At 56.8% G+C, this 21,146-nt stretch carries 16 protein-coding genes; 10 read left to right on the top strand and 6 right to left on the bottom strand.

Going from position 1 to position 21,146, the window contains the following annotated elements:
* Positions 1 to 119 precede the first annotated feature (119 nt).
* Positions 120 to 1,889 carry a methyl-accepting chemotaxis protein gene (locus AC0J4F_RS19635; RefSeq protein WP_473024408.1) on the bottom strand — a complete coding sequence of 590 codons (1,770 nt, stop codon included), beginning with the start codon at positions 1,887 to 1,889 and terminating at the stop codon, positions 120 to 122.
* Positions 1,890 to 2,129: 240 nt separating this feature from the next.
* On the opposite strand from AC0J4F_RS19635, the gene rpiA reads away from it, so the two are divergent.
* The 3 genes from rpiA (at position 2,130) to gor (ending at position 5,003) form a co-directional block, all read left to right on the top strand.
* On the top strand, positions 2,130 to 2,828 hold the full coding sequence (rpiA, locus tag AC0J4F_RS19630; RefSeq protein ID WP_473024407.1) for a ribose-5-phosphate isomerase RpiA: 699 nt from the start codon (positions 2,130 to 2,132) through the stop codon (positions 2,826 to 2,828).
* Between the two features lie 51 nt (positions 2,829 to 2,879).
* Positions 2,880 to 3,392: a DUF2059 domain-containing protein gene (locus AC0J4F_RS19625; RefSeq protein WP_209002454.1), complete on the top strand. Its 513-nt coding sequence runs from the start codon at positions 2,880 to 2,882 to the stop codon at positions 3,390 to 3,392.
* A gap of 234 nt (positions 3,393 to 3,626) precedes the next feature.
* The gene (gene gor, locus AC0J4F_RS19620) at positions 3,627 to 5,003 is read left to right on the top strand and encodes a glutathione-disulfide reductase (RefSeq protein WP_473024405.1); all 1,377 of its coding nucleotides are present in this window, start codon (positions 3,627 to 3,629) and stop codon (positions 5,001 to 5,003) included.
* Positions 5,004 to 5,078: 75 nt separating this feature from the next.
* On the opposite strand, the gene AC0J4F_RS19615 is transcribed toward gor, so the two are convergent.
* The 3 genes from AC0J4F_RS19615 to AC0J4F_RS19605 all read right to left on the bottom strand — a co-directional run bounded on the left by AC0J4F_RS19615 (position 5,079) and on the right by AC0J4F_RS19605 (position 9,791).
* A complete protein-coding gene (locus AC0J4F_RS19615) occupies positions 5,079 to 6,608 on the bottom strand; it encodes a sensor domain-containing diguanylate cyclase (RefSeq protein WP_473024404.1) in 1,530 nt (509 codons plus the stop codon).
* Positions 6,609 to 6,898: 290 nt separating this feature from the next.
* Positions 6,899 to 8,437 carry a diguanylate cyclase domain-containing protein gene (locus tag AC0J4F_RS19610; RefSeq protein ID WP_473024403.1) on the bottom strand — a complete coding sequence of 513 codons (1,539 nt, stop codon included), beginning with the start codon at positions 8,435 to 8,437 and terminating at the stop codon, positions 6,899 to 6,901.
* Positions 8,438 to 8,603: 166 nt separating this feature from the next.
* The gene (locus tag AC0J4F_RS19605; RefSeq protein WP_133950440.1) at positions 8,604 to 9,791 is read right to left on the bottom strand and encodes an aminotransferase class V-fold PLP-dependent enzyme; all 1,188 of its coding nucleotides are present in this window, start codon (positions 9,789 to 9,791) and stop codon (positions 8,604 to 8,606) included.
* Positions 9,792 to 9,840: 49 nt separating this feature from the next.
* Between AC0J4F_RS19605 and AC0J4F_RS19600 the strand changes: the two genes are divergently transcribed.
* Both AC0J4F_RS19600 and AC0J4F_RS19595 read left to right on the top strand, forming a co-directional pair.
* Positions 9,841 to 10,434 (top strand): gamma-glutamylcyclotransferase family protein, encoded by a 594-nt coding sequence (locus AC0J4F_RS19600; protein WP_473024402.1) that lies wholly within the window; start codon positions 9,841 to 9,843, stop codon positions 10,432 to 10,434.
* A gap of 163 nt (positions 10,435 to 10,597) precedes the next feature.
* Entirely contained in the window at positions 10,598 to 12,052 is a 1,455-nt protein-coding gene (locus AC0J4F_RS19595) for an alpha/beta hydrolase family protein (RefSeq protein WP_473024401.1), read from the top strand.
* Positions 12,053 to 12,111: 59 nt separating this feature from the next.
* On the opposite strand, the gene AC0J4F_RS19590 is transcribed toward AC0J4F_RS19595, so the two are convergent.
* The gene (locus tag AC0J4F_RS19590; RefSeq protein WP_473024400.1) at positions 12,112 to 12,846 is read right to left on the bottom strand and encodes a VIT1/CCC1 transporter family protein; all 735 of its coding nucleotides are present in this window, start codon (positions 12,844 to 12,846) and stop codon (positions 12,112 to 12,114) included.
* 275 nt (positions 12,847 to 13,121) lie between these two features.
* Here AC0J4F_RS19590 and AC0J4F_RS19585 point away from each other — a divergent pair, with 275 nt between their 5' ends.
* The 5 genes from AC0J4F_RS19585 (at position 13,122) to gltX (ending at position 19,717) form a co-directional block, all read left to right on the top strand.
* Positions 13,122 to 14,504 (top strand): class II 3-deoxy-7-phosphoheptulonate synthase, encoded by a 1,383-nt coding sequence (locus tag AC0J4F_RS19585; RefSeq protein ID WP_306146831.1) that lies wholly within the window; start codon positions 13,122 to 13,124, stop codon positions 14,502 to 14,504.
* A 259-nt stretch (positions 14,505 to 14,763) separates the two neighbouring features.
* Positions 14,764 to 15,237: a response regulator gene (locus AC0J4F_RS19580; RefSeq protein ID WP_133950432.1), complete on the top strand. Its 474-nt coding sequence runs from the start codon at positions 14,764 to 14,766 to the stop codon at positions 15,235 to 15,237.
* Positions 15,238 to 15,356: 119 nt separating this feature from the next.
* The gene (locus tag AC0J4F_RS19575) at positions 15,357 to 17,024 is read left to right on the top strand and encodes an NAD+ synthase (protein ID WP_473024399.1); all 1,668 of its coding nucleotides are present in this window, start codon (positions 15,357 to 15,359) and stop codon (positions 17,022 to 17,024) included.
* A gap of 24 nt (positions 17,025 to 17,048) precedes the next feature.
* Positions 17,049 to 18,272, top strand: a complete 1,224-nt coding sequence (locus tag AC0J4F_RS19570) for an MFS transporter (protein ID WP_209173571.1) — start codon at positions 17,049 to 17,051, stop codon at positions 18,270 to 18,272.
* Between the two features lie 83 nt (positions 18,273 to 18,355).
* Positions 18,356 to 19,717 (top strand): glutamate--tRNA ligase, encoded by a 1,362-nt coding sequence (gltX, locus tag AC0J4F_RS19565; RefSeq protein WP_133950426.1) that lies wholly within the window; start codon positions 18,356 to 18,358, stop codon positions 19,715 to 19,717.
* On the opposite strand, the gene AC0J4F_RS19560 is transcribed toward gltX, so the two are convergent.
* Complete coding sequence (locus AC0J4F_RS19560; RefSeq protein ID WP_209002449.1) at positions 19,680 to 21,017, bottom strand: DUF2865 domain-containing protein; 1,338 nt, start codon at positions 21,015 to 21,017, stop codon at positions 19,680 to 19,682. The genes gltX and AC0J4F_RS19560 overlap by 38 nt on opposite strands.
* Positions 21,018 to 21,146: the final 129 nt, after the last annotated feature.

The raw sequence follows: 21,146 nt of genomic DNA, 5'->3' as shown, positions 1-21,146 counted from the left end.
CTCAGCTATAAGAAAACAGGGTTCTGCCTAGCTGTCTTTGTGGCTTCCCGCAAGATCCCGCAAGGGATTGGACGCCTGGCTTTGAAGCGAAAATCAAAACGTTACAAGGCCATCGGTTGTCACAGCTTATAGGCCGTGCGGAACCCGCCCCAATGGCGGCCTTGCACCAGGATCGGCGCATCAATTTCCTGCATCCAGATGATGTTTCCGCCCCCCATGTCCCTTGGATAGGACTGGACAAGATAGGGCCGCATGTTGCGGGCAGCGCTCAAGCCGGCCCGGTCATCAAAGATCCGTTTGTTCCGGCAGTTGGCAGTGTTCCAGGCGGGATCATCCGGCTTTTGCGGTTTTGAGAAGATGAGGTTGTGAACCGGTAGGTACCCGTTGCGGTCGACTGCTGCGCAAAAAGCCATACCAGAGCTGTTTTTCAGGATCTCCTCCTGAATATCCGGCAGCGCGCGTTCCAAGGAACTGAGCGCTCTTGTCGAAACCTGGAGAGGGTCGGTGCCGTCTATCGGCCGATAGTCCGTGTCAAAGAGAGCGTCCAGGGACAACGCGCCACTTTCAATCATGTGTTCCATTGCCAAGGCGACCCGCGCCGCACCAGATTGCGCTGTTTCAATCTGCTTGGCGAAGCCTTGCTTCAAAGACGCTATCCGTTGTTCTAGCGCGCTCCTGAAAGCCCCCGCCGAAGACGTGAAGGCGCAATGACATCCACCATCTGAAACGTTTACGACCTTTGCTTCCGTCGCGCCGATCCCACTCAAGTCAAGACGCAGCACAGCGCCTGTGTACGGGAGAGTGTCAGCGTCGGTAATGAACAAAACGCCGCCCATGGAAATGTCTCGCGTTTCGATCCGCATCGTGACATTTCCACTGGTCGCCGTTCCTGACAATTTCAGCGGCAATCGATCATCAACCCTACGGTCACCAACATCCGTCTGCCGGATCATCATGGCAAAGCGGGCCTGGAGCGCCTTGGTGCTGGCGCTCATATTGTCACCGGCATCGCGAACCAGCGTACCACTTTGCTCAGCCTCGGCGGCAGAGGCGTTAATCCGGTCGACGTGGCGCACGACGTCTTGAACGAAGCTTTTGGTATCTTCGGCTTGCCGGCTCACTGTTTCGGTGGTTTCGACCTGCGCCTGCACCGCTTGTTCGACTGCCGCGAAACTTGGACGAATTTGGCCGATCACGTCAATGATCCGACCAACGGATCCAATACTCATTTCAGCGGATTGGTTCAGCTTGTTGATATTGGCAACGATCTGTTCTGTGGCAGATTGGGTTTCCACGGAGAGCGACTTCACCTCGCCGGCAACCACGGCAAATCCCTTGCCGGCGTCCCCGGCACGTGCCGCCTCAATGGTCGCATTTAGCGCCAGAAGGTTGGTCTGCTTTGCGATGTCAGAGATGAGACCGACAACATTTGCGATATCTTCGATTGCGTTTTTAAGCTCTAGAACGCCTTGATTGGCTTGGTCGGCAATATCGCGGGCCTCAACCGCCAAATCATTTGAAACGCTGACCTGGGAGCCGATTTGTGCGCTGGCGGCGGAGAGTTCTTGAATGGAATGCGTCAGCTCGCCAACATTATCGTTGGCTTTGGCTGCTTGATCGGTCAGGACCTGGCTTTCAGATATGATGGATCCCAAGGTGCTGGCCTGCTCCACCAAGCGGTCCTGCACTTTGGTGGCCGCAGCATCAATACTTTTCGCCGCAACTTGAAGGTCATCTTCCAGACTGTCGAGGGCACGGCTCAGACCGCTGGATGCGTTCTCAGTTTTGGCGTCGCCATCTGAGACTGGATTCTCGTGTGCTTGAGTGTCGTCAGGCACCAAGTCGACTTCGCCAACAGAAGTCTTCCGCCGCATCTTAACACTGAACATTTGTCGCGCCCTTATAAAGTGTTCTGCGATTCAATCAGGCAATATTTCCAGAAGGGTCTGAACCTTACGTTAACCATGCCCAATATGTTGGCAGGCGCCGTTCTTGGTTGAAAACTGGAAACGATCTGGACCCGTGCTTGCCTGACATGCTAAGGACCGCGCGGCCATCTGAACTGATCGGAGGGCAAGCGCTGGAAATGCGGTGCTAAACAGCGACGCTGAGGCCGGAAAGGGCGAGGGATGAGCGACAACCTGAAACAGCAGGCAGCTGAACGCGCGGCAGAGGATGTCACCTCCGGCATGCGTCTTGGTATCGGCACAGGGTCGACTGCTGAGTTCTTCGTTCATGCCCTTGCAAAACGGGTCGCAGACGGACTGGACGTGATCGGTGTTCCAACATCTGAGCGCACAGCAGAGCTTGCTGCCAGTTTGGGAATAAAACTCACCACCTTGGAAGAGTTGCCCGAGCTGGATCTGACCGTTGACGGTGCAGATGAGCTGGATGCCAACCTGGCCCTGATTAAGGGCGGCGGCGGAGCCTTGCTGCGGGAAAAGATTGTCGCAGCTGCTTCCGGCAAAATGATCGTCATCGCAGATGGCACAAAGAACGTTGATACGCTTGGGCAATTTCCGTTGCCGATTGAAGTTGTGCCGTTTGGTCAAGAGGCCACGCGGCAGGCCATTCTGTCGCTGTTTAAGGAAATGGGCTTGCCTCAAGACCTACAGCTGAGAATGGCCGGGGGGCATCCTTTTGTCACAGATGGCGGGCATCACATCTTTGACGCCCATCTTCTGAAGATCGAAGAACCTGAAACGCTTGCACAAGCTCTGGTAAAGATCCCGGGCGTTGTTGAGCATGGTCTTTTCCTCAATCTTGCCTCCAAGGCTTACGTGGCCGGTGAAGATGGGGTAAAGACGATTACGCCTGCGTCGATTTAGCGAATTTTGGTTGCCGGATCGCCTCCGGAAAACCGCCAAGGAGTCAAGGAAATGAAGTCAGTGAAGTTTGCCGGTGTTGGTCTCGCCATGTTGGCGTGGGGCGCGATCTCCGGCGGTGCGGTTGCTCAGGACAGCTTTTCAGAAAGTCATTTGGAAGCTGCAAAAGCTGTTGCCTTGGAAACCAAAGTCTTGGAACCGTTTGACGCCATCTTGTTCGTAATGGCGGAACAGACCCTGTCCGCATTCACGCAGAATGAACCGACGCGTGCGGAAGAAATCGCAGAGGTCGTGGAACAGGTCGCGTTGGAGCTAGCCCCGCGCCGCGCCGTATTGAACGAGCAGATCTTCCGCATTTGGGCGACCGCATTCACCGAAGAAGAGCTGGTCCAACTGGCTGAATTCTATCGTACCCCGCTCGGTATGAAATTGCGCGACAGTGTCGCCGACATTACAGCTGCATCTGTGGAAGCCAGCCGCGAATGGCAGGATCGGTTGAGCGTCGATATCGTTGCGATGGTGCAGGAAGAATTGGACAAGCGCAGCGCTGCGGCCACAAACCAATAAGTGATCAAGGCGTGAGCAATGAGTTTGCGCATGCTTTTTCAGATCTTGAGACGGGGCAATCGTCCGCACTGTCTGCAAACCGGGCCGCGTAAGCGGCCCTTTGTGCAATAAGGTATGCGTTTCAGGACACCGAGCTGACCAAGGCCAAGCCTTGTGAATGGGGACTGAGAGCTTATCTGGGCTTCATGGCCGCGTCCGCTGGCCGTTCGAATACCAAATCCCGAGAGGCATTGAATGAGCGATTTTGACTATGATCTGTTTGTGATCGGTGGCGGTTCCGGCGGCGTTCGTGCGGCCCGGATTGCGGCCACACATGGCGCTCGGGTCGGTATTGCAGAAGAATACCGTTACGGCGGAACCTGTGTGATCCGCGGCTGTGTTCCCAAAAAACTGTTCGTCTACGCATCCAAGTTTTCCGAAGAGTTTGAAGATGCTGAGGGCTTTGGCTGGAGTGTCGGCGAACGTAGTTTTGCCTGGGACAAACTGATCGCGGCAAAGGATCAGGAGATCACGCGCCTGGAAGGGATCTACCGCCGGAACCTTGACAACACCGGCGTCGAAATTCACGACAGCCGCGCCGTTATCGAAGACGCCCACACGGTTCGTTTGTTGTCCACGGGTCAGACGATCACCGCGAAGTATATCCTTGTAGCGGTCGGAGCCTCGCCAAATGTCGATAACAGCTTGCCGGGCGGTGAGCACGTCATCACGTCAAATGAAGCATTTCACTTGAGCGAATTACCGAACCGTGTGGTGGTTGCCGGCGGCGGCTACATCGCCGTGGAGTTTGCCGGCATTTTCAATGGCCTCGGTGTCGACACGACCCTGATTTATCGGGGTCCTGAAATCCTGCGCGGATTTGATATGGACCTGCGCCGGACTGTGCGCGAGGAAATGGAAAAGAAGGGGATCAAGGTTGTCTTGAATGATACCTTCTCGTCCATCGATAAGCAGTCGGACGGCTCCTTGATCGGCTGCACCAATGGCGGCGAAAACCTGGCTGCGGACCAAATCATGTTTGCGATTGGCCGGAGCCCGCATACGCGGGAGCTCGGATTGGAAAAAGCAGGCGTTGAGACCGATGCGATCGGTGCGATCAAGGTCAATGAAGAGTCCCGCACAAATGTTGAGTCGATCTATGCCGTTGGAGATGTGACCAACAGGGCAAACTTGACCCCGGTCGCAATCCGGGAAGGCCACGCGTTCGCGGACACTGTATTCGGCAACAAACCCTGGACGGTGGATCACAGCCTCATAGCGACAGCCGTGTTTTCTCAGCCGGAAATGGGCACAGTCGGTCTGACACAGGAAGAAGCTCTGGAGCGCACACCAAACCTGGACATCTACAAGTCCAGCTTCCGGCCAATGAAGCATACGCTGTCTGGCCGTGATGAGAAGATGCTCATGAAGATGATCGTCGATGCGGACAGCCAAAAAGTACTTGGGGTTCACATTGTTGGCCCAGACGCTGGTGAGCTTGCGCAAATCCTTGGAATAACGCTTGAAATGGGCGCAACCAAAGCTGACTTTGACCGGACGATCGCGGTGCACCCGACCGCAGCGGAAGAGCTCGTCACAATGCGTGAGCCAACAGAACGCTTGCGCGGCTGATGAGGAAACCGCTGATGCCAATACGGAAAAACCGCCGCAAGAATTCGCGGCGGTTTTTTCTTGTTTATGCAAACATCAGGCTCTGAGTGAGGACAATCCGGTTTTCGCTGAAGCGACATCTTCCTGGATGAAGGTGTCCTTCAACAGATCCTCGTAGAACGCGTGTACACCGCGTCCGCGATCTTTTGCCCGGTAGAGTGCCGCATCAGAACGGGCAACCAAGTCTTCCGGTTCCGTACCATCCGCTGGGGCAACGGCTACGCCGATACTGAGCCCGACATGCGCCGTATTGCCGCCTTCGATTTGAATAGGCAAGAGCGCCTTGTTGATCAACGCGCGGCAAAGTGTGTCCAACTCTTTGCGGCTTGTGCCTCCGCGGTAAATCACCATGAATTCGTCACCGCCGATCCGGCAGACCAAACCTGGCTTGCCGACAGTTTCGTTGAGACGTTTGGCCATGATCTTGATCACGGTGTCACCAGCAGCATGCCCGTAGGTGTCGTTGACTGCTTTGAATTTATCGAGGTCGCAATGCAAGACAGCGAACCGTTTGTGCGGCAGTTCGGCAGCTGAGGTTTCGAGCACCCGGTTAAACTGTAGCCGGTTGGCAAGGCCAGACAGATTGTCGTGCAGAGCCAGGTAGCGGTTCTGCTCCTCGCTCTTTTGAAGTGACCGGGTCAATTGGCCGATCCGCCAGGCAATCCCGAACGCAAGCGCTCCCAAAGTCAGGCTGAGCATAGCAATGACCGGAATGACCGTCGGCCAGATCGAGTCGATAACAGTCTGGCTTTCCCATCGGAAAGAGCCGACATCAACGCCTTCCTCGCTTGTGACCAGATGCGAAGGGCCGTCTTCAGGCTCAAATGCCCTGGGCTCAAAACGGAGCCGGGCGAAGTTCAACTGCGAGTTCAGGCGTTCCAGAAGTGCGTCGTCAATGTATTTCACCGAGATCATCAAGGTCGGCCCACCGTCAGGTAGGGTCGCGGTGTACTCATCGGGCATGATGGGCATCGCGGAGAAAAGTGCCGGTTTGCCATCAAGCCGAATAACGCCCATCAATGCATATTGATCGGTGTCCAGGCCTTGAAGTGACCGGTGGCCAAAGCCGCCGGGCACGCGGACGCGATTGGCCGCGAACAGTGCCTGCGTCTTGCGGATGACCGGGGCCAAAGCAGGCGTTTCACTCGACGGGCGTTTGGTTATGTGGGTGTAGTCCTGGAAAGACTCGGCCAGAACCTGATTGTTTCCGGAGATCAGGATGACCTTGTTGTGCCGGTACCTGGACCAGAGCGCGTGAAAGTGCTGGCGGGCATAGACCGGATCGAACGTCCGGACCAGTTTGCGAACGGTTTCATCGGATACGGTCACGGTGCGTTGTTCACGGACAATGTCACGGAGTCGCTCCTCCAGGGCATTGCGGAAGAGGCGCTCTTCGTTGGCAATAGCTTGCTGCGTGGATGCATGAGAGGCGACAAAACCAACGAACACCAGTGAGGCCGATGTAACCGCGATCAAAAGAGCTGCCAGAAGAAAGGCAAGTCTTGAGATATGGATACGGGACTCACTGTCCGATTTGTCTGAGTATCTCCGTCGAAATTCCGCCAACGTTTGTTCTTCCCACCTTCGCCGGCCTTTTAAATGGCCACTAAACAACCGGCGGAGCACCTTTGTTTCGTTCGCCTTCCGTCAAGACAGTGCCCCTCCAAAGTTCCCTAGCGTTTAGCTTGCGGGACCCCGGCTGTCTCTGAGGCGTTCAGGCACTAATCCTAGCTTGGAAAGTGTTAATTAGTAGTGGTGATGACCCGAGAGAGTCGGGCGCAAATATTAAAAAATCGATTGTTCCAGAGTGACTTCTGATACGGCAGAGCAACTTTAAGTAAATTCTGAAAATAAACTCAACCCGCACTCTTCGCGCGGCGATCCGTTTCGCCTCGGCGATCGAATACAGTGTCAGGTTCCGCATGTGCAAAGGCAAAAGCGTTTCTGCCTGCATCTTTGGCACGGTAGAGCGCTGTATCAGCTGCCCGGATTAGATGTTTTTCAGACATCCCTGAGTCTGGCGCCAGCGCGATGCCAAGACTGATGCCGATACTCACACTTTGTTCTGGACTGATTTCAATCGGCTCTGCGACGGAAGCCAGAATCTCATTGGCAATTGTCTCAAGCTCAGCCTGATCCTGATACTTCATTAGCAAGATAACAAATTCGTCGCCGCCAATGCGCCCGACCACACCCTTGTCGCTGATAATGTCCTGCAATCGCGAGGCCGTCACGCGCAACACGATATCTCCGGCCTCATGACCATGTGTGTCGTTAACAGGTTTGAATTTGTCGAGGTCACACGCAATGACAGCAAACCCGTTTTCGGGAAGGCCATCGATTGCGTAGGCAAGGCGGTCAGAAAAGTGGTGCCGGTTCGGCAGACCAGTCAAGCTGTCGTGATGCGCAAAGTAATGATTGCGGCGTTCGCTTTGTTCCAGCGTTGAAGACAAGCGGCCAATCCTGCGGGCGACAATCACAGAAATTGCCGCAATCAAAACCGCCAGGATCACGATCAGTGGAAGGGCGCGCATCCAGACCCTCAAACCGGGTTTGGAATGGTCCCATTGAAAATAGCCGACAAGGCTGCCGTCCGGACCATAGGCCCGCAGTTGCGTCGGGTGTTCGCGGGCAGGGGCGCCTTCGGTGAAGGTCAGATCGCGAAACCCATAGTGATCCGACATCGACTGAAACCAGGCCTCCCCAAGGGAGTAGACGCTGACAAGCAACCGGGGATTGGCGTCTGAGAGTGCGGTCAGCGGTGTTTCCATCTCAACCGGAACCGCGCTCAGCAATGCGGGGGTGCCATCGATCACGGCCAGCGCCGCGATCGAGGCGTCAAACATGGCACGTGGCGGAGGGAAGGGGCCCTGAGGACGGTCGCGCCGCGGGAAACTTGGGGACCGGAAGGCTGCGGTGAAGAGCTCAGACAGTTTTTCGGTGTCTTCCCATGGGGCAGATGATCCGCTCTGATTGTGACCAACCGTTTCTGAAAGAGCCATGAGGTCACCGTTCTCTTCCATGAGATAGGTGCGCTCCAGATCACTGACAGCTTTGAAGCGGTTCAATATGGAGGTGGTGACGGCAGACCGGTCCATTGGGCCTGTCAGCATCTCTTGGACATCCTGATGCTGGATGGCGGTCATCTGGTGGCGGGCAATTTCCCAATACTGATCTTCCACAGTGTCAAGGAAACGCATTTGCGCTGTTTCAAGTGCATGCCGGTCGGCGGCCCGCCACGCAAACTGTGCGATCAGGGTGAGTGCGCCGCTGGACAAGACTATCAGTAAGGCTGCGAGCCCATAGACCCACATGGTGATTTGACGGCCGGATACGGTGCCGCTGCCGGAACCGGGGATAGGCCCGCGGTCAGGTTGCGCCTGTCGTGTCGTCATGCGTCCGGCACTCTCCTCCTGTCCGCAAAGAACGCTGGTCTTTCTCACTATCCAAGCGGATTGAACAATCAGCGTATATCCTATGGGAGATTCCTTACGGAAGAGTGCTTGGAACCCGATGTTTTCAACACTTTACGACACTGTTTGTTTAAGAATTGGGCCGCTTCTAATCTGCCAGGAGCTTTACCATAAGTTCCAGCTCACTCTCCGTGTTGAAAGCGTGCAGCGAGGCGCGAACCACGGCGTCCAGACCGCGCATCGGCAGGTCAATCCGGGCTGAGCTTGCCTGACTGACCGAGACATTGATCTGGTGATCGGCAAGCCGCGCCTTCGTTGCCGCTGGTGTCTCTCCATCAACAGCGAAGGTTACGATGCCGCCTTTCCGCGCGCCTTTGTCATGCAGCGAGATGCCAGGAACAGCGGAAAGTTCGGAGCGGAGCTGTGCGCCCAAGGCACAAATTCGGGCGCCGATCCGGTCCATCCCGAAACCGATCGCATAGCTGGTGGCAACGCCCAAGCCGACCTGCCCGGCGACATAACGTTCCCAGTTCTCAAAGCGCTGTGCGTGCGGAGCCAAACGATAACTGGACTCGTCCAGCCATTCGGTCGCCTGGAGATCTACAAAGGGCGGTTCCACCTGATCGAGAACATCGTCACTGACATAAAGAAAACCTGTCCCGCGCGGTCCCCGCAGATATTTGCGGCCGGTGCCTGAGAGCATCTGGCACCCGATTTCCTTGATGTTGAGCGGGATCTGTCCGGCAGATTGGCAGGCATCAAGGAGGTAAAGAAGTTTGTGCCGGGCGGCAATCTCGCCGACATCTTCTGCCGGATTGATCAGCCCGGAAAAGGTCGGGATATGGGTCAGGGCAATGAGGCGGGTTTTCGGCGTGACGGCTGCCTCCAAAGCCTTCAGATCAATCTGTCCGGTCTCGTCATCTTCGATGAGATCGATTTCAATACCCTTCCGCTTCTTCATCTGCAGAAGTGCCACGTAATTGGAAACGTATTCCGCGCGGCCGGTGATGACACGGTCACCTTCACGGAAGTCGATCCCGTAAAACGCCATATCCCATGCACGGGTTGCATTTTCGATGAAGGCGATCTCGTTCGGAGTGGATCCGATCAGCGCCGCAATCGATGTATAAAATGCGTTCGTTTCCGACTGCGCCGCCGCGGCTGCCTCATATCCACCGAGCGTGGCTTCCAGATCAAGATGGTGTTTGACAGCGTCCAATACCGGTGTTGCAGCAAGACCTGTTCCGGCATTGTTAAAGTGAATGCATCTGTTTACACCGGAGGTCTCCTCCCGCATCAGGTCTATTTCATTCTGGCTGAGGGAAGGGACGATCATGGGGAGCCTTTCCGGTCACGGGACGCAATCGATTGGATGTAAAACAAAAATGATCACAATCACATATTTTGGATATGGGTCCCTCGTCAACGCCGCAACGGTTCCTGATGGGGCCGAGATCGTTCCCGGGCGATTGAAAGGCTGGGTCCGGGAGTGGCGTGTGTGCGGCGTCTGGGAAAACGGTCAGGGCCGCTGTGCCTTGAGTGTGCGTCAGGAGCCGGGGTCGGAAATCCGGGGCGTGATGACCCGGGAGCAGCAAAGCCGGCTGCAGGCCCTGGAGCAGCGTGAAAGCCGGTATGAGAAGATCGGACAGATCGGCACGTCTTTCCGGTGTGAGGCGGAAAGCAAACCGGGGCCGGAAGAGCTGTTTCTCTTCAAGGCAACGCCGGAAAACGAACGCTGGGGATGTGACCGGCACCCGATCCTGCAAAGTTATCTCGACTGCGTTTTAGCCGGGTTTCATCAAATCTGGGGCGAGGAGGGCGTTAGCCACTTCTTCGACACAACCGACGGCTGGCATGTTCCTGTCCTTCAGGACCGGGCAGCGCCGCTTTACCCCAGAGCAGTCAGGATCGACACGAAGCTTTTGCAACTGTTCGACGACCAGATTGAACGCCAGAAGCTGACCCTGATATCTGTTTAACCTTTTGTTTTAACGAGAAATATCTTGGGGGGATGTCCCGATCCCAGGTGCCGCCATATCTGGCGGAGGTCTGCGCGCGCGTAAACTCAAATTTCCCTTTACGTAAACTAAAGGTCCTGATATTTGATTGCATACGAGAAAAATGCAATCTGGAGAGGAGTGTATGGGTTTCTTTGAGTACAAGGGGCAAGAGGCTCTGGATCTTGTGTCGGAAGCGCGGGATCTGATGATCTACAGTTATCACGGCATTGAGGACATCCTGCAGCCGGGCAACAGTGAGGAGGCTGCCCGGCAGGAAATTGAAGCCAAAGGGTGGACGGTGCTCACCCCTGATGATCTCGGTATACCGGCGGCAGACATTGACCGGAACGGCACATTTCAGGGCGAAACGACCCAGTTCAAGGATGCCCAGGCCGATGTGCTGGCCAGATTTGACGAGACCGGTGCCATGACCCAGATCGGTTTGGCGTTTCGAGGAACGACCGGCACGATCGACAACATCATCAGCGACACGGTCGGTGATGTTATCGATTATCTGGAATTCCTGAGCGCAGATCCGAATTATGCTTACGGGGCGTTTGCTGAGTTGATGGGGGCCATAAAGACGCTTCTGGAGTCCAACGGTCTCACTGCAGCAGACTTGATCGTAACGGGTCATTCGCTTGGCGGTGGTGCTGTCACCAACATGGCCGAGCGCAGCGATGATTTTTTCGACGGGTTTTACAAAGCCGCCGACTATATCGGTTTCGCAGCTCATTATACGCCGGAAGACGGCGCCTCCGTATTGGACAGCGGCGCGGAAGTGCTCAGCGTGGATATTGAAAATGATCCGGTTCCCTCGGTTATTGCCGAAGGCCAGATCAACCTCTTTGGCAACGATACAGACTACGCGTATGAGACGAGCAATCTGGTGCTTTTCAACGATTTCTACGCAACACCCGCCTATTGGGATGGCGGCAACATAACCAACCTGATCGCCTGGACTGCTCATTTGCCGTCCAACTACGAACAGGTTGTTGAGGCAATCGCCGGATCAGAGTTCTACACCGAGATGTCGCGTGACAGCGTCGTCATTGTCTCGGACCTGTCCGATCTCACGCGCGGCATTGTCTGGGTTGAAGACATAAACCCCTTGTTCGATCCAACGGGCCATCAGGGCGATGATGCCTTCATCCTCGGCTCCAACAAAGACGATCTGCTTGCGGGCAAGTCCGGCAAGGATGCGCTTGAAGGATTTGCGGGGGACGATCACCTGAAAGGCGAGGGCGGCGCAGACCGGTTGCTCGGCGGGGCCGGAAACGACACGCTGGAAGGCGGCACCGGGGACGATGTCATCGTCGGCGGTGCCGGTGCAGACACCCTTTATGGCGGGGCCGGTGCAGATATCTTTGTCTTTTCATCCGGTGATGGCGCAGACGAAATCAAGGATTTCGAGGTTGGGATCGACAAGATCGATGTGAGCGGTGCCGGGGTAACGCAATTCTCCGATCTTTCCATAACGGCCAATGGTTGGTGGACCGATGTCAGAGTTGCTTTTGGTAGCGAGACATTGCGCCTTGATACAGGCTGGCGTCCTTCCTTACCGGAACTGACGGCCGGTGATTTCCTCTTCGCCTGAGTTGAGCAGTACTCAAGATCGGTTTGATCAATTGATTGGGGTGGGCGTTCCTGCCTGCCTCACCCGCCGAACACTTGCTGCAGGCCATGGCCGGCAAGAAAAGCGATGGCCGCGGCCACCATGCCGATAGCCGTTGTTTCCAGCCCGCAGCCAACCCAGTGCCGCTGCGACCAGCGGGCTCTCAAAGACCCGATCGCGAAGAAAGCGCATGCGGTGAGGCCGGACGCTAGCGCGGCGCTTGCTTCAATGTCAGCGAGAAAGGGCAGGAGCGGCAGTGCACCGAATAGGACGAAGGCGGCGAAGGTATAGAGCGCTGCCTTTAGAGGCGCGCGACCTCCATCCGAAACGCCATACTCGGCCAGCATCATGGTCTCGATCCAGGTGGTCCGGTTGGACGTTACCAGGCGCACGATGTCTTCCAGATCATCGCCCTCGTACCCCTTGGCCTTGAAAATCTGTCTGATTTCCTCGCGCTCTCCATCTGGTTCAACCCGGATGTGTTTTTCCTCGATCGCACGAAGCCTTTGAAAGTCTTCATTCTCGGACTTGGACCCGCTATAATTGGCGGCGGCCATTGAAAAGCCGTCGGCCAAGAGATTGGCAACACCAAGGATCAAGATGATCCGAGTTGATAAGTTGGCTCCGACAGAACCGGCAACAATGGCAAAGGTGGTCACAGCGCCGTCGATGCCGCCATAGACCCAGTCGCGCAAATAGCTCGTTTCTGGCCCCCGCGCCAATCTGTTGGCGATATCGTGAGGCTGGTGGCTGTGTTCGAGTGGTCGGTTCGGCATGGCTGGTTTCCCTGGCTAGCGTCGGCCAAGTTTAGGGTGATCTGATCGTCAAAACCTTGATCCGCCGCAATCGCCCGTGGGCTTTGGGCAACACTATTTGGCCAGCGTTCCGCAAGGGGCATTTTTGCGATGAAGCGTGGGTGGCAATCAGGCTGAACGCCGTGTATAAGGCCGCACGTTTGCTCTGTTTGAGTGGGCGGAAACGAACAAAAATATCGCGGGACGTGTGTCTGGAGTTCGAATTGAACAGACCGTCCCGATGAGGAGTTGGTACTATGGCGGACAAGTGGAGCCCGGACAGCTGGAGATCAAAACCGATCCTGCAGGTCCCGGAATATCCTGATCAGGCAGCTTTGACAGATGTTGAGCAGCGCCTGTCGACCTATCCGCCGCTGGTGTTTGCCGGTGAAGCGCGGGCTCTGAAGAGCCAGCTTGCGGACGTTGCCAACGGCAAGGGGTTTCTGCTGCAAGGCGGTGACTGCGCCGAAAGCTTTGCCGAACACCATCCGGACCACATTCGTGACTTCTTCCGTGTGTTTCTGCAGATGGCGGTTGTGCTCACCTATGCAGCGAGCCAGCCGGTGGTGAAGGTTGGCCGGATCGCCGGTCAGTTCGCCAAGCCGCGCTCTTCCAATATCGAGAAGAAGGGTGATGTTGAGCTGCCGAGCTACCGCGGCGACATCATCAACGACATCAACTTCACCTCGGACAGCCGTATTCCGGATCCGACCCGTATGTCGATGGCTTACCGCCAGTCCGCGGCAACGCTGAACCTTTTGCGGGCCTTCTCGCAAGGTGGTTTCGCCAATCTGGACCAGGTGCATCAGTGGATGCTCGGTTTCATTACCGACAGCCCGCAAGGCCACCGTTACAAGGAGTTGGCGGACCGCATCAGCGAGTCGCTTGCCTTCATGCGGGCTTGCGGCATCAACAGCGACAGCGTCCCGCAACTGCGTGGCACCGATTTCTTCACCAGCCATGAAGCGTTGCTGCTGGGTTATGAAGAGGCCCTGACCCGTGTCGATTCCACGTCCGGTGATTGGTACGCGACTTCGGGTCATATGCTGTGGATTGGTGACCGGACCCGCCAGCCGGATCATGCCCATGTCGAGTTCTTCCGCGGCATCAAAAACCCGATTGGCCTGAAGTGTGGTCCGTCCCTGACGCCGGATGGCCTTTTGGAGCTGATCGATGCTTTGAACCCGGACAATGAACCCGGCCGCCTGACCCTGATTGCCCGTTTTGGCTCCGACAAGGTATTTGATCACCTGCCGCAGCTTGTGCGCGCTGTAGAGCGGGAAGGCAAGTCGGTCGTTTGGTCCTGCGATCCGATGCACGGCAACACGATTTCTGCCGGTGGTTACAAGACACGTCCGTTCGACCGCATCTTGAAAGAGGTCGAAGCCTTCTTCGCCGTCCACCGCGCTGAAGGCACCCATGCGGGTGGCGTGCACGTTGAAATGACTGGCCGGAACGTCACCGAATGCACCGGCGGTGCCCGGGCCTTGACCGAAGAGCAGCTCGGTGATCGTTACCACACCCATTGCGATCCGCGTCTCAATGCGGACCAGGCTCTTGAGCTGGCTTTCCTGATTGCTGAAAACCTCAAGAAAGAGAAAGACGGCAAGCAGAAAGAACCCCTGGCTGCGAGCGCTTAAGACCGCACTTTTCCGGTGTTTGATAATTTTGAGGGGCAGCTTCGGCTGCCCCTCATTTTTTTGTATCGATTTTTATCAATTCTGCCGCCGCGGTAACAGGCGGTTAAGGCTCCAGATGCATATGTGCGACGTGGGATATTTGTACCGCAGAGGGGGCGGTGCTCGTCAACCGGACGCTCTGGGTAGGGGATTTTGAAGCGTGCGCGAACCGTGGGATCTTTCTAAGATTTCGTGCCTGGTGGTGGAGGACAATCCACACATGCGCACGATCTTGCGCTCCGTTGTCGGAGGGTTTGGTGTTCGCACGATCTGTGAGGCCACCGAAGGGGCTGAAGCCCTTGAATTGGTCGTCGACCGTAAACCCGATATTGTCTTGTGCGATTGGAACATGAGCCCGTTCGGTGGCGCCGACTTCCTCAGAATACTGCGCAAGGATACGGACCCGATCATCAAGACAACGCCAGTCCTTGTGATCACAGCCCACGCGCGTCGTCCGATCATCCTGGAAGCGCTTAATATCGGTATTCATGGCCTTGTCGCCAAACCTGTGGCCCCCGCAGTTCTTTACCGGCACATTGGTGAGATCCTGCAGCGTCAGGAACTGCAGGGACGCAGCACGGGAATTTCCATGCCGGGGATGCCCGGCCAAACAGGCGGCAGTGTGCTGGACTTGTCCTCCATGGCGCCGGATCAGCCTGCTGAAGCCGAAGACCAGTCTCTCGCACTTCTTTGAGCTGACACACCTCGCTGTTGGTTGCGGCCAATCAGGGGCTAGTTTCAGCATTTGCATGATTGCAACCCATTGTTCTTGACGGTACATCTCGGATCTCCTCTTTGTCCGGCACGAGATTCATGACCATCAACTCCTTCCGCCTTGCCGTTGCTCAGCTTAATCCGACCGTAGGTGATGTCGCCGGGAACGCGGAGCTTGTTCGTCAGGCGCGTGCCGACGCAAAAGCGCAGCAGGCGGATCTGGTCTTGACCTCAGAGCTGATGCTGGCCGGCTATCCGCCGGAAGATCTTGTTCTGAAACCGGCCTTTGTCCGTGAATGCATGGAAACCGCGCGCGCACTTGCCGAAGAGACCGCCGATGGTGGACCCGCGGTGATTCTGGGAACGCCGTGGTATTCCGATGCCGGCGACCTCCACAACGCTGTCCTTCTCATCGATCAGGGCGAAGTGAAGGCGGTTCGCTATAAGAGTGATCTGCCAAACTACGGAGTTTTTGACGAAAAGCGCGTGTTCAAGGCAGGGCCGCTTCCTGGGCCCGTTGACTTCCGCGGTGTGCGCATCGGGTTGCCGATCTGCGAAGACATTTGGAACGACGAGGTCTGCGAGTGCCTTGAGGAAACCGGCGCGGAAATTCTGCTGGTTCCGAACGGATCCCCTTATTGGGAGAACCGGGCCGAAGAGCGCCTGCAAGTGGTCGTGGCCCGTGTGGTTCAGACAGATCTGCCGCTCGTCTATTGCAATCAGTTGGGCGGCCAGGACGAGCTGGTCTTTGACGGTGGATCCTTTGCGCTTCAGGCGGATCGGAGCCTTGCGTTCCAGATGCCGCAGTTTGAGACAGCGCTCGGCATCAGCGACTGGAAAAGGGACGGCGAAACTTGGGTTTGTACCAGCGGTCCGGTGGCAAAGCTTCCCGATCTTGATGAAGCCAACTGGCGGGCCTGTGTGCTCGGGCTTGGCGATTACGTCACCAAGAACGGCTTCCCGGGTGTGGTGCTCGGCCTTTCGGGCGGCATCGACTCTGCCATTTGCGCGGCAATGGCTGTTGATGCGCTGGAGGCAGATAAGGTGCACAGCATCATGCTTCCCTTTCGTTACACCTCGGAAGAAAGCATCAAGGATGCCGCGGACTGCGCCAAAGCGCTGGGCCTAAGGTACGACACGGTCCCGATTGCAGAGCCGGTCGAAGGATTTACCAAGGCACTGGACGGGCTGTTCGCAGGCACGGAAGCGGGTGTGACGGAGGAGAACCTTCAGTCCCGAACACGCGGCGTCATCCTGATGGCCGTCTCCAATAAGTTTGGCCACATGGTCATGACCACGGGCAACAAGTCGGAAATGTCGGTTGGCTACGCAACGCTCTATGGCGACATGAACGGCGGCTACAATCCGATCAAGGATCTCTACAAGACCCAAGTCTATCATCTGGCAGCCTGGCGTAACGCCAACAAACCGGCTGGTCTACTCGGACCGGACGGTGAGGTGATTCCGTCCAACATCATCACCAAGGTCCCGACGGCGGAACTACGTGAAAACCAGACGGACCAGGATTCCTTGCCGCCGTATGACGTGCTCGACGACATTCTGGAATGCCTGGTCGAAAAAGAGATGTCGGTCGGTGAAATCGAAAAACGTGGACATTCCCGTGACCTGATTCATCGCATTGAGCATTTGCTCTACATCGCTGAATACAAACGCAGACAAGCTCCTCCCGGTGTCAAGATCACGGAGCGCAATTTCGGCCGCGACCGCCGCTACCCGATCACCAACCGCTTCCGCGACCGGTCTTAGAGCTTTTCAATCCGGCGGAGACGCATGACCTATCTGACGTTTCTGCAAACCAATGCCCGCTGGCTCGCCGGCGGGTTTCTGCTGGCAGCATTTTCCGGGTTCGGACAGACCTTTTACATTGCACTCTCATCGGGACACCTGCGCGAAGAGTTCAATCTTAGTCACGGTGATTTTGGTCTTCTCTACATGGCTGCGACGCTAACCAGCGCGTTATCGTTGCCCTGGATCGGACGCAGCGTCGACGTGTTTCCCCTTCGCATTGTCGGGCTCGCAACATGCGTCACACTTGGCCTTTTCTGTCTGTCGATGGCTCTGGTGAATTCGGTCTTCATGTTGTTTGTGGTGCTGTTCGGACTACGGCTGTCCGGGCAGGGCATGATGACCCACGTCTCCATGACCGCCATGGGCCGCTGGTATTCAGCGCAGCGCGGCCGAGCGGTGTCTGTCGCGCAGATGGGATTTCCCGTTGCCGAGAGCTTGTTTCCGGCCAGTTTTGTGTTGATTTCGGCGGTCGTGGGATGGAGGACCAGCTGGGCGCTTTCCGCCGGCATCATGGTGCTTGGGGCGCTGCCTATGCTCGCCCTGTTGTTTGCCAAAGATCGCATCCCGCAATCAGACGAACAGGGCTCGGGGGCAATCGAAGGGCGTCAATGGACGCGCGGCGAGGCGCTGCGAGACCCGATTTTCTGGCTTTTGACAGCCGGTGTGCTGGCGCCGCCGTTCATCGGAACCGCCATCTTATTCAATCAGGTGTATCTGACTGAGTTGCGAGGCTGGCCGCTTGAGCTCTTCGCCTCCGCCTTTCCGGTCATGGCCGGCACTGCAATTGCCACGGCGCTGGTGCTTGGGCCGCTGATCGACAGGTATTCCGCGCGGGCACTGCTTCCGGCCGTGCTGCTGCCGCTCTTCTCCGGGTGTCTTGTGCTTGCATTGCTCCCGGCCGCACCAACAGCCTTTTTGTTCATGGGGCTTCTCGGCATCAGCAGCGGATTTACCGCCGCAATGTCCGGTGCGCTCTGGCCCGAGCTTTATGGCAGCCGTCATATCGGCGCGATCCGCTCTGTCGCATTTGCTTTGATGGTGTTCTCGTCGGCCGCTGGCCCGGGCTTGGTCGGCGTTCTTATCGATGCCGGTGTCGACTTTGATCGTCAGCTTCTGGTGATGAGCGGGTACTGCGCGCTCATGACAGGTGGACTTGCAATAGCGTCGCGCAAGCTTCGTGACCGACAAAACGGTCCGTTGGCTTGAAAAGCTGAAATCTGGCCCGGCCAAACGGGGTAAAATCACCATTTGCACTTGCAGAGCTCAAGGGAGGCGGGTACCTGAGGCGCATGACTGTTACTGTACGCTTCGCGCCGTCTCCGACCGGCCACATTCACATCGGCAATAGCCGTCCGGCCCTCTATAACTGGCTTTATGCCAAGAAGATGGGCGGGCGCTTCATCCTGCGTTTCGACGACACCGATCTTGAGCGCTCCAAAAAGGAGTATGCGGAATCGATCGAAACCGATCTCCGCTGGCTCGGCATTTCGCCCGATGTAATCGAGCGGCAATCCGACCGGGTGGCCGCCTATGAGGCAGCCGCGGAAAAGTTGAAAACTGCTGGCCTTTTGTATCCGTGCTACGAAACACCAGACGAGCTGGAGCGTCGTCGCTCCCGTCAGCGCGCGCTTGGCCGCCCCCCGGTCTATGACCGCGCCGGACTGAAGCAGACAGAGGAAGAGCGAGCTGCGTTTGAAGCGGAAGGCCGCAAGCCGCATTGGCGGTTTGTTCTGCCGAACCATGATGGCGATCCGTTCCAGACCAAACGCACCGAAGTGACCTGGAACGATCTTTGCCGTGGTGACCAAACGGTAGACTTGGCCTCAATGTCCGATCCGGTCCTGATCCGCGCAGACGGCTCGTTTCTCTACACGTTGCCATCGATTGTCGACGACATCGATATGGGTGTGTCCCATATCATCCGAGGTGAGGATCACGTTTCGAACACCGGTGTCCAGATCGCGATCTTCGAAGCGCTCGGTGCGACTGCGCCTGTCTTCGGTCACCACAATCTGCTGACCACGCGGGATGGCGAAGGGCTTTCAAAGCGCAAGGGGGCCTTGTCGATCGGCTCGCTGCGGGAATCCGGTGTAGAGGCGATGGCGGTCTGTTCGCTTGCTGTCCTGACCGGCACCAGCCAGGCCGTTGAAGCTGTTCCAAGCATGGACGCCCTGGTGGAGAAATTCGATCTGACCAGCGTGTCACGGTCCTCCGCCAAATTCGATCCGGAAGATCTCAAAGGCCTGAATGCGCGCATTGTGCATGAAATGCCGTATGCAGACGCCAAGGATCGGCTTGATGACATGGGTGTCGGCGGCGGTGAGGCCTTCTGGACCGCCATTCGCGGCAACTGTGAAACCGTCAATGACGCCAAAGGCTATTGGCAGATTGTCGGCGGTCCGGTTGAAAGCCGAATTGAAGATGAAGACCGGGAGTTCATCGCCAAGGCGAAAGAGCTTCTTCCGGACGGCGAGATGACCCTGGAGACCTGGGGGGCATGGACATCTGCGCTGAAGGCGGAAACCGGCCGCAAGGGGCGGGGGCTGTTCATGCCGCTTCGCCGTGTGCTCACGGGTCTCGATCACGGTCCTGACATGAAGGACATGCTGCCGCTTATTGGGCGTAAAAGTATTCTGGACCGACTACCCTAACAGGGACATCACGATCCGGGGCCGGACGGAACCCCGGGTCGTCCGACTTAAAGACCGGCGGGATCGAGGCTGTTTCAAGGTTCTCATCCCCCAGAGATCTACGCTTCCCCAGCAACGGCAGTTCACCAGGTTTGCCATTCGAACCGTTGTCTTCAGTGGCAGCCGGTTTAGGCTGTTCAGCGGCTTTCGCGATCAACGCTGTCACATCAAATCCCTTTTCGAGATTGGCGCGGGTGTCAGGGTCTTCATAGGCTGGCAGTTGCTCTTTGGTCAGCGGTGTCCGGGACAGCGTTGAGTTGGAATCAAGATTTACCGGCCTCGAAGTGCGGATGTTTTCAGCTGTGTAGCTTGGCGGCAGCCCACTGCTGATGTCTGAAAACGCAATTCGCCGTCCGGATGCGCCGGGGTTGCTGACTTCTGTCCAGCCAGAGCGGCTCTTCGCCTTCCCCGTCAGCCGGCAGCTGCATCCCTCGACAAACTCGCTTTTGTAACGATCAGCAAACGGTTGTTCGGAATAAAGATCACCTGCAAGCGACATCATGTTGGATCGGTCGCCGCCCGGGTTCTTGTAGACGTAGAGCTCGGTTTCAGAGGCCGGGCAAATCTCGTTGCAGCGGGCAGCATCATTGGCAAATTGCCGTTTTCCGGTCGCAAAACTGACCGGGAAAAAGTAACCATCGCACGTGCGTACACACAGGGTCCGAAACGTTCCTCCAGATGGGATCCTGCGCTTGCCGCTGGAATTGGTGCGTTTCTTGGTGCTTTGAGCAGACTTTTGTTGCTTGGTTTGAGCCGGCGTTTGCTGCGGGTTGAAAAGACGGGCCAGCAGCGAACGCGGCGCATCTCCAGAGTTCGGATTGGCGGCCGCATTGCGCGTACTTGCGGGAGCGCCGCAGTTTTGGCGCTTGAGGGCCGCCTGTACCTGCCGGATGCGTTTTTGATTGCTGGCGTTTCCACCACCAGCCTTTGCCAATTGACGATCGATGGCTCTTAAATTGGAACGCATGCGCTGAACTTTACCAGACAGTGCCTGGCACTGCGGACTGGCGCTGCTGTTGCAACCAAGATAGCTGAAGTCCCGCTCTGCCGCGCTGAGCGCCTTTTGCTGCTGGCTTTTAGCGGTTTGCCATTTTTGAGCACCCGCGGACGGTCGGTTACCGCGAGACTGAAGTTGCCGCAGTTCCGATGTCAAGCTGGCACAGCTAGCAGCCTCTGCCGGGACAGCAACAAGCAGCTGCACCGGCGCGAACGCCAGCGCGCATGACATTGCCAAAAACGCGGCATGACTGCGAAGCTTCATCACTTTTCCCCACCGGCGCATAACATCCCCGCGCCTTGCTGCTCAAACAGCCGGACCAGTATCCACTCGAAGCCAACCCATATCAAGGAAAGCTCTCATGTTCGGTTAATGGCGGGCAGGGCGGCAGGC

The sequence above is a fragment of the Roseibium sp. R5 genome (genome assembly GCF_055755305.1).
Note: the sequence above shows the minus strand (reverse complement) of the source record. Positions and strands in the feature narration are given on the sequence as shown.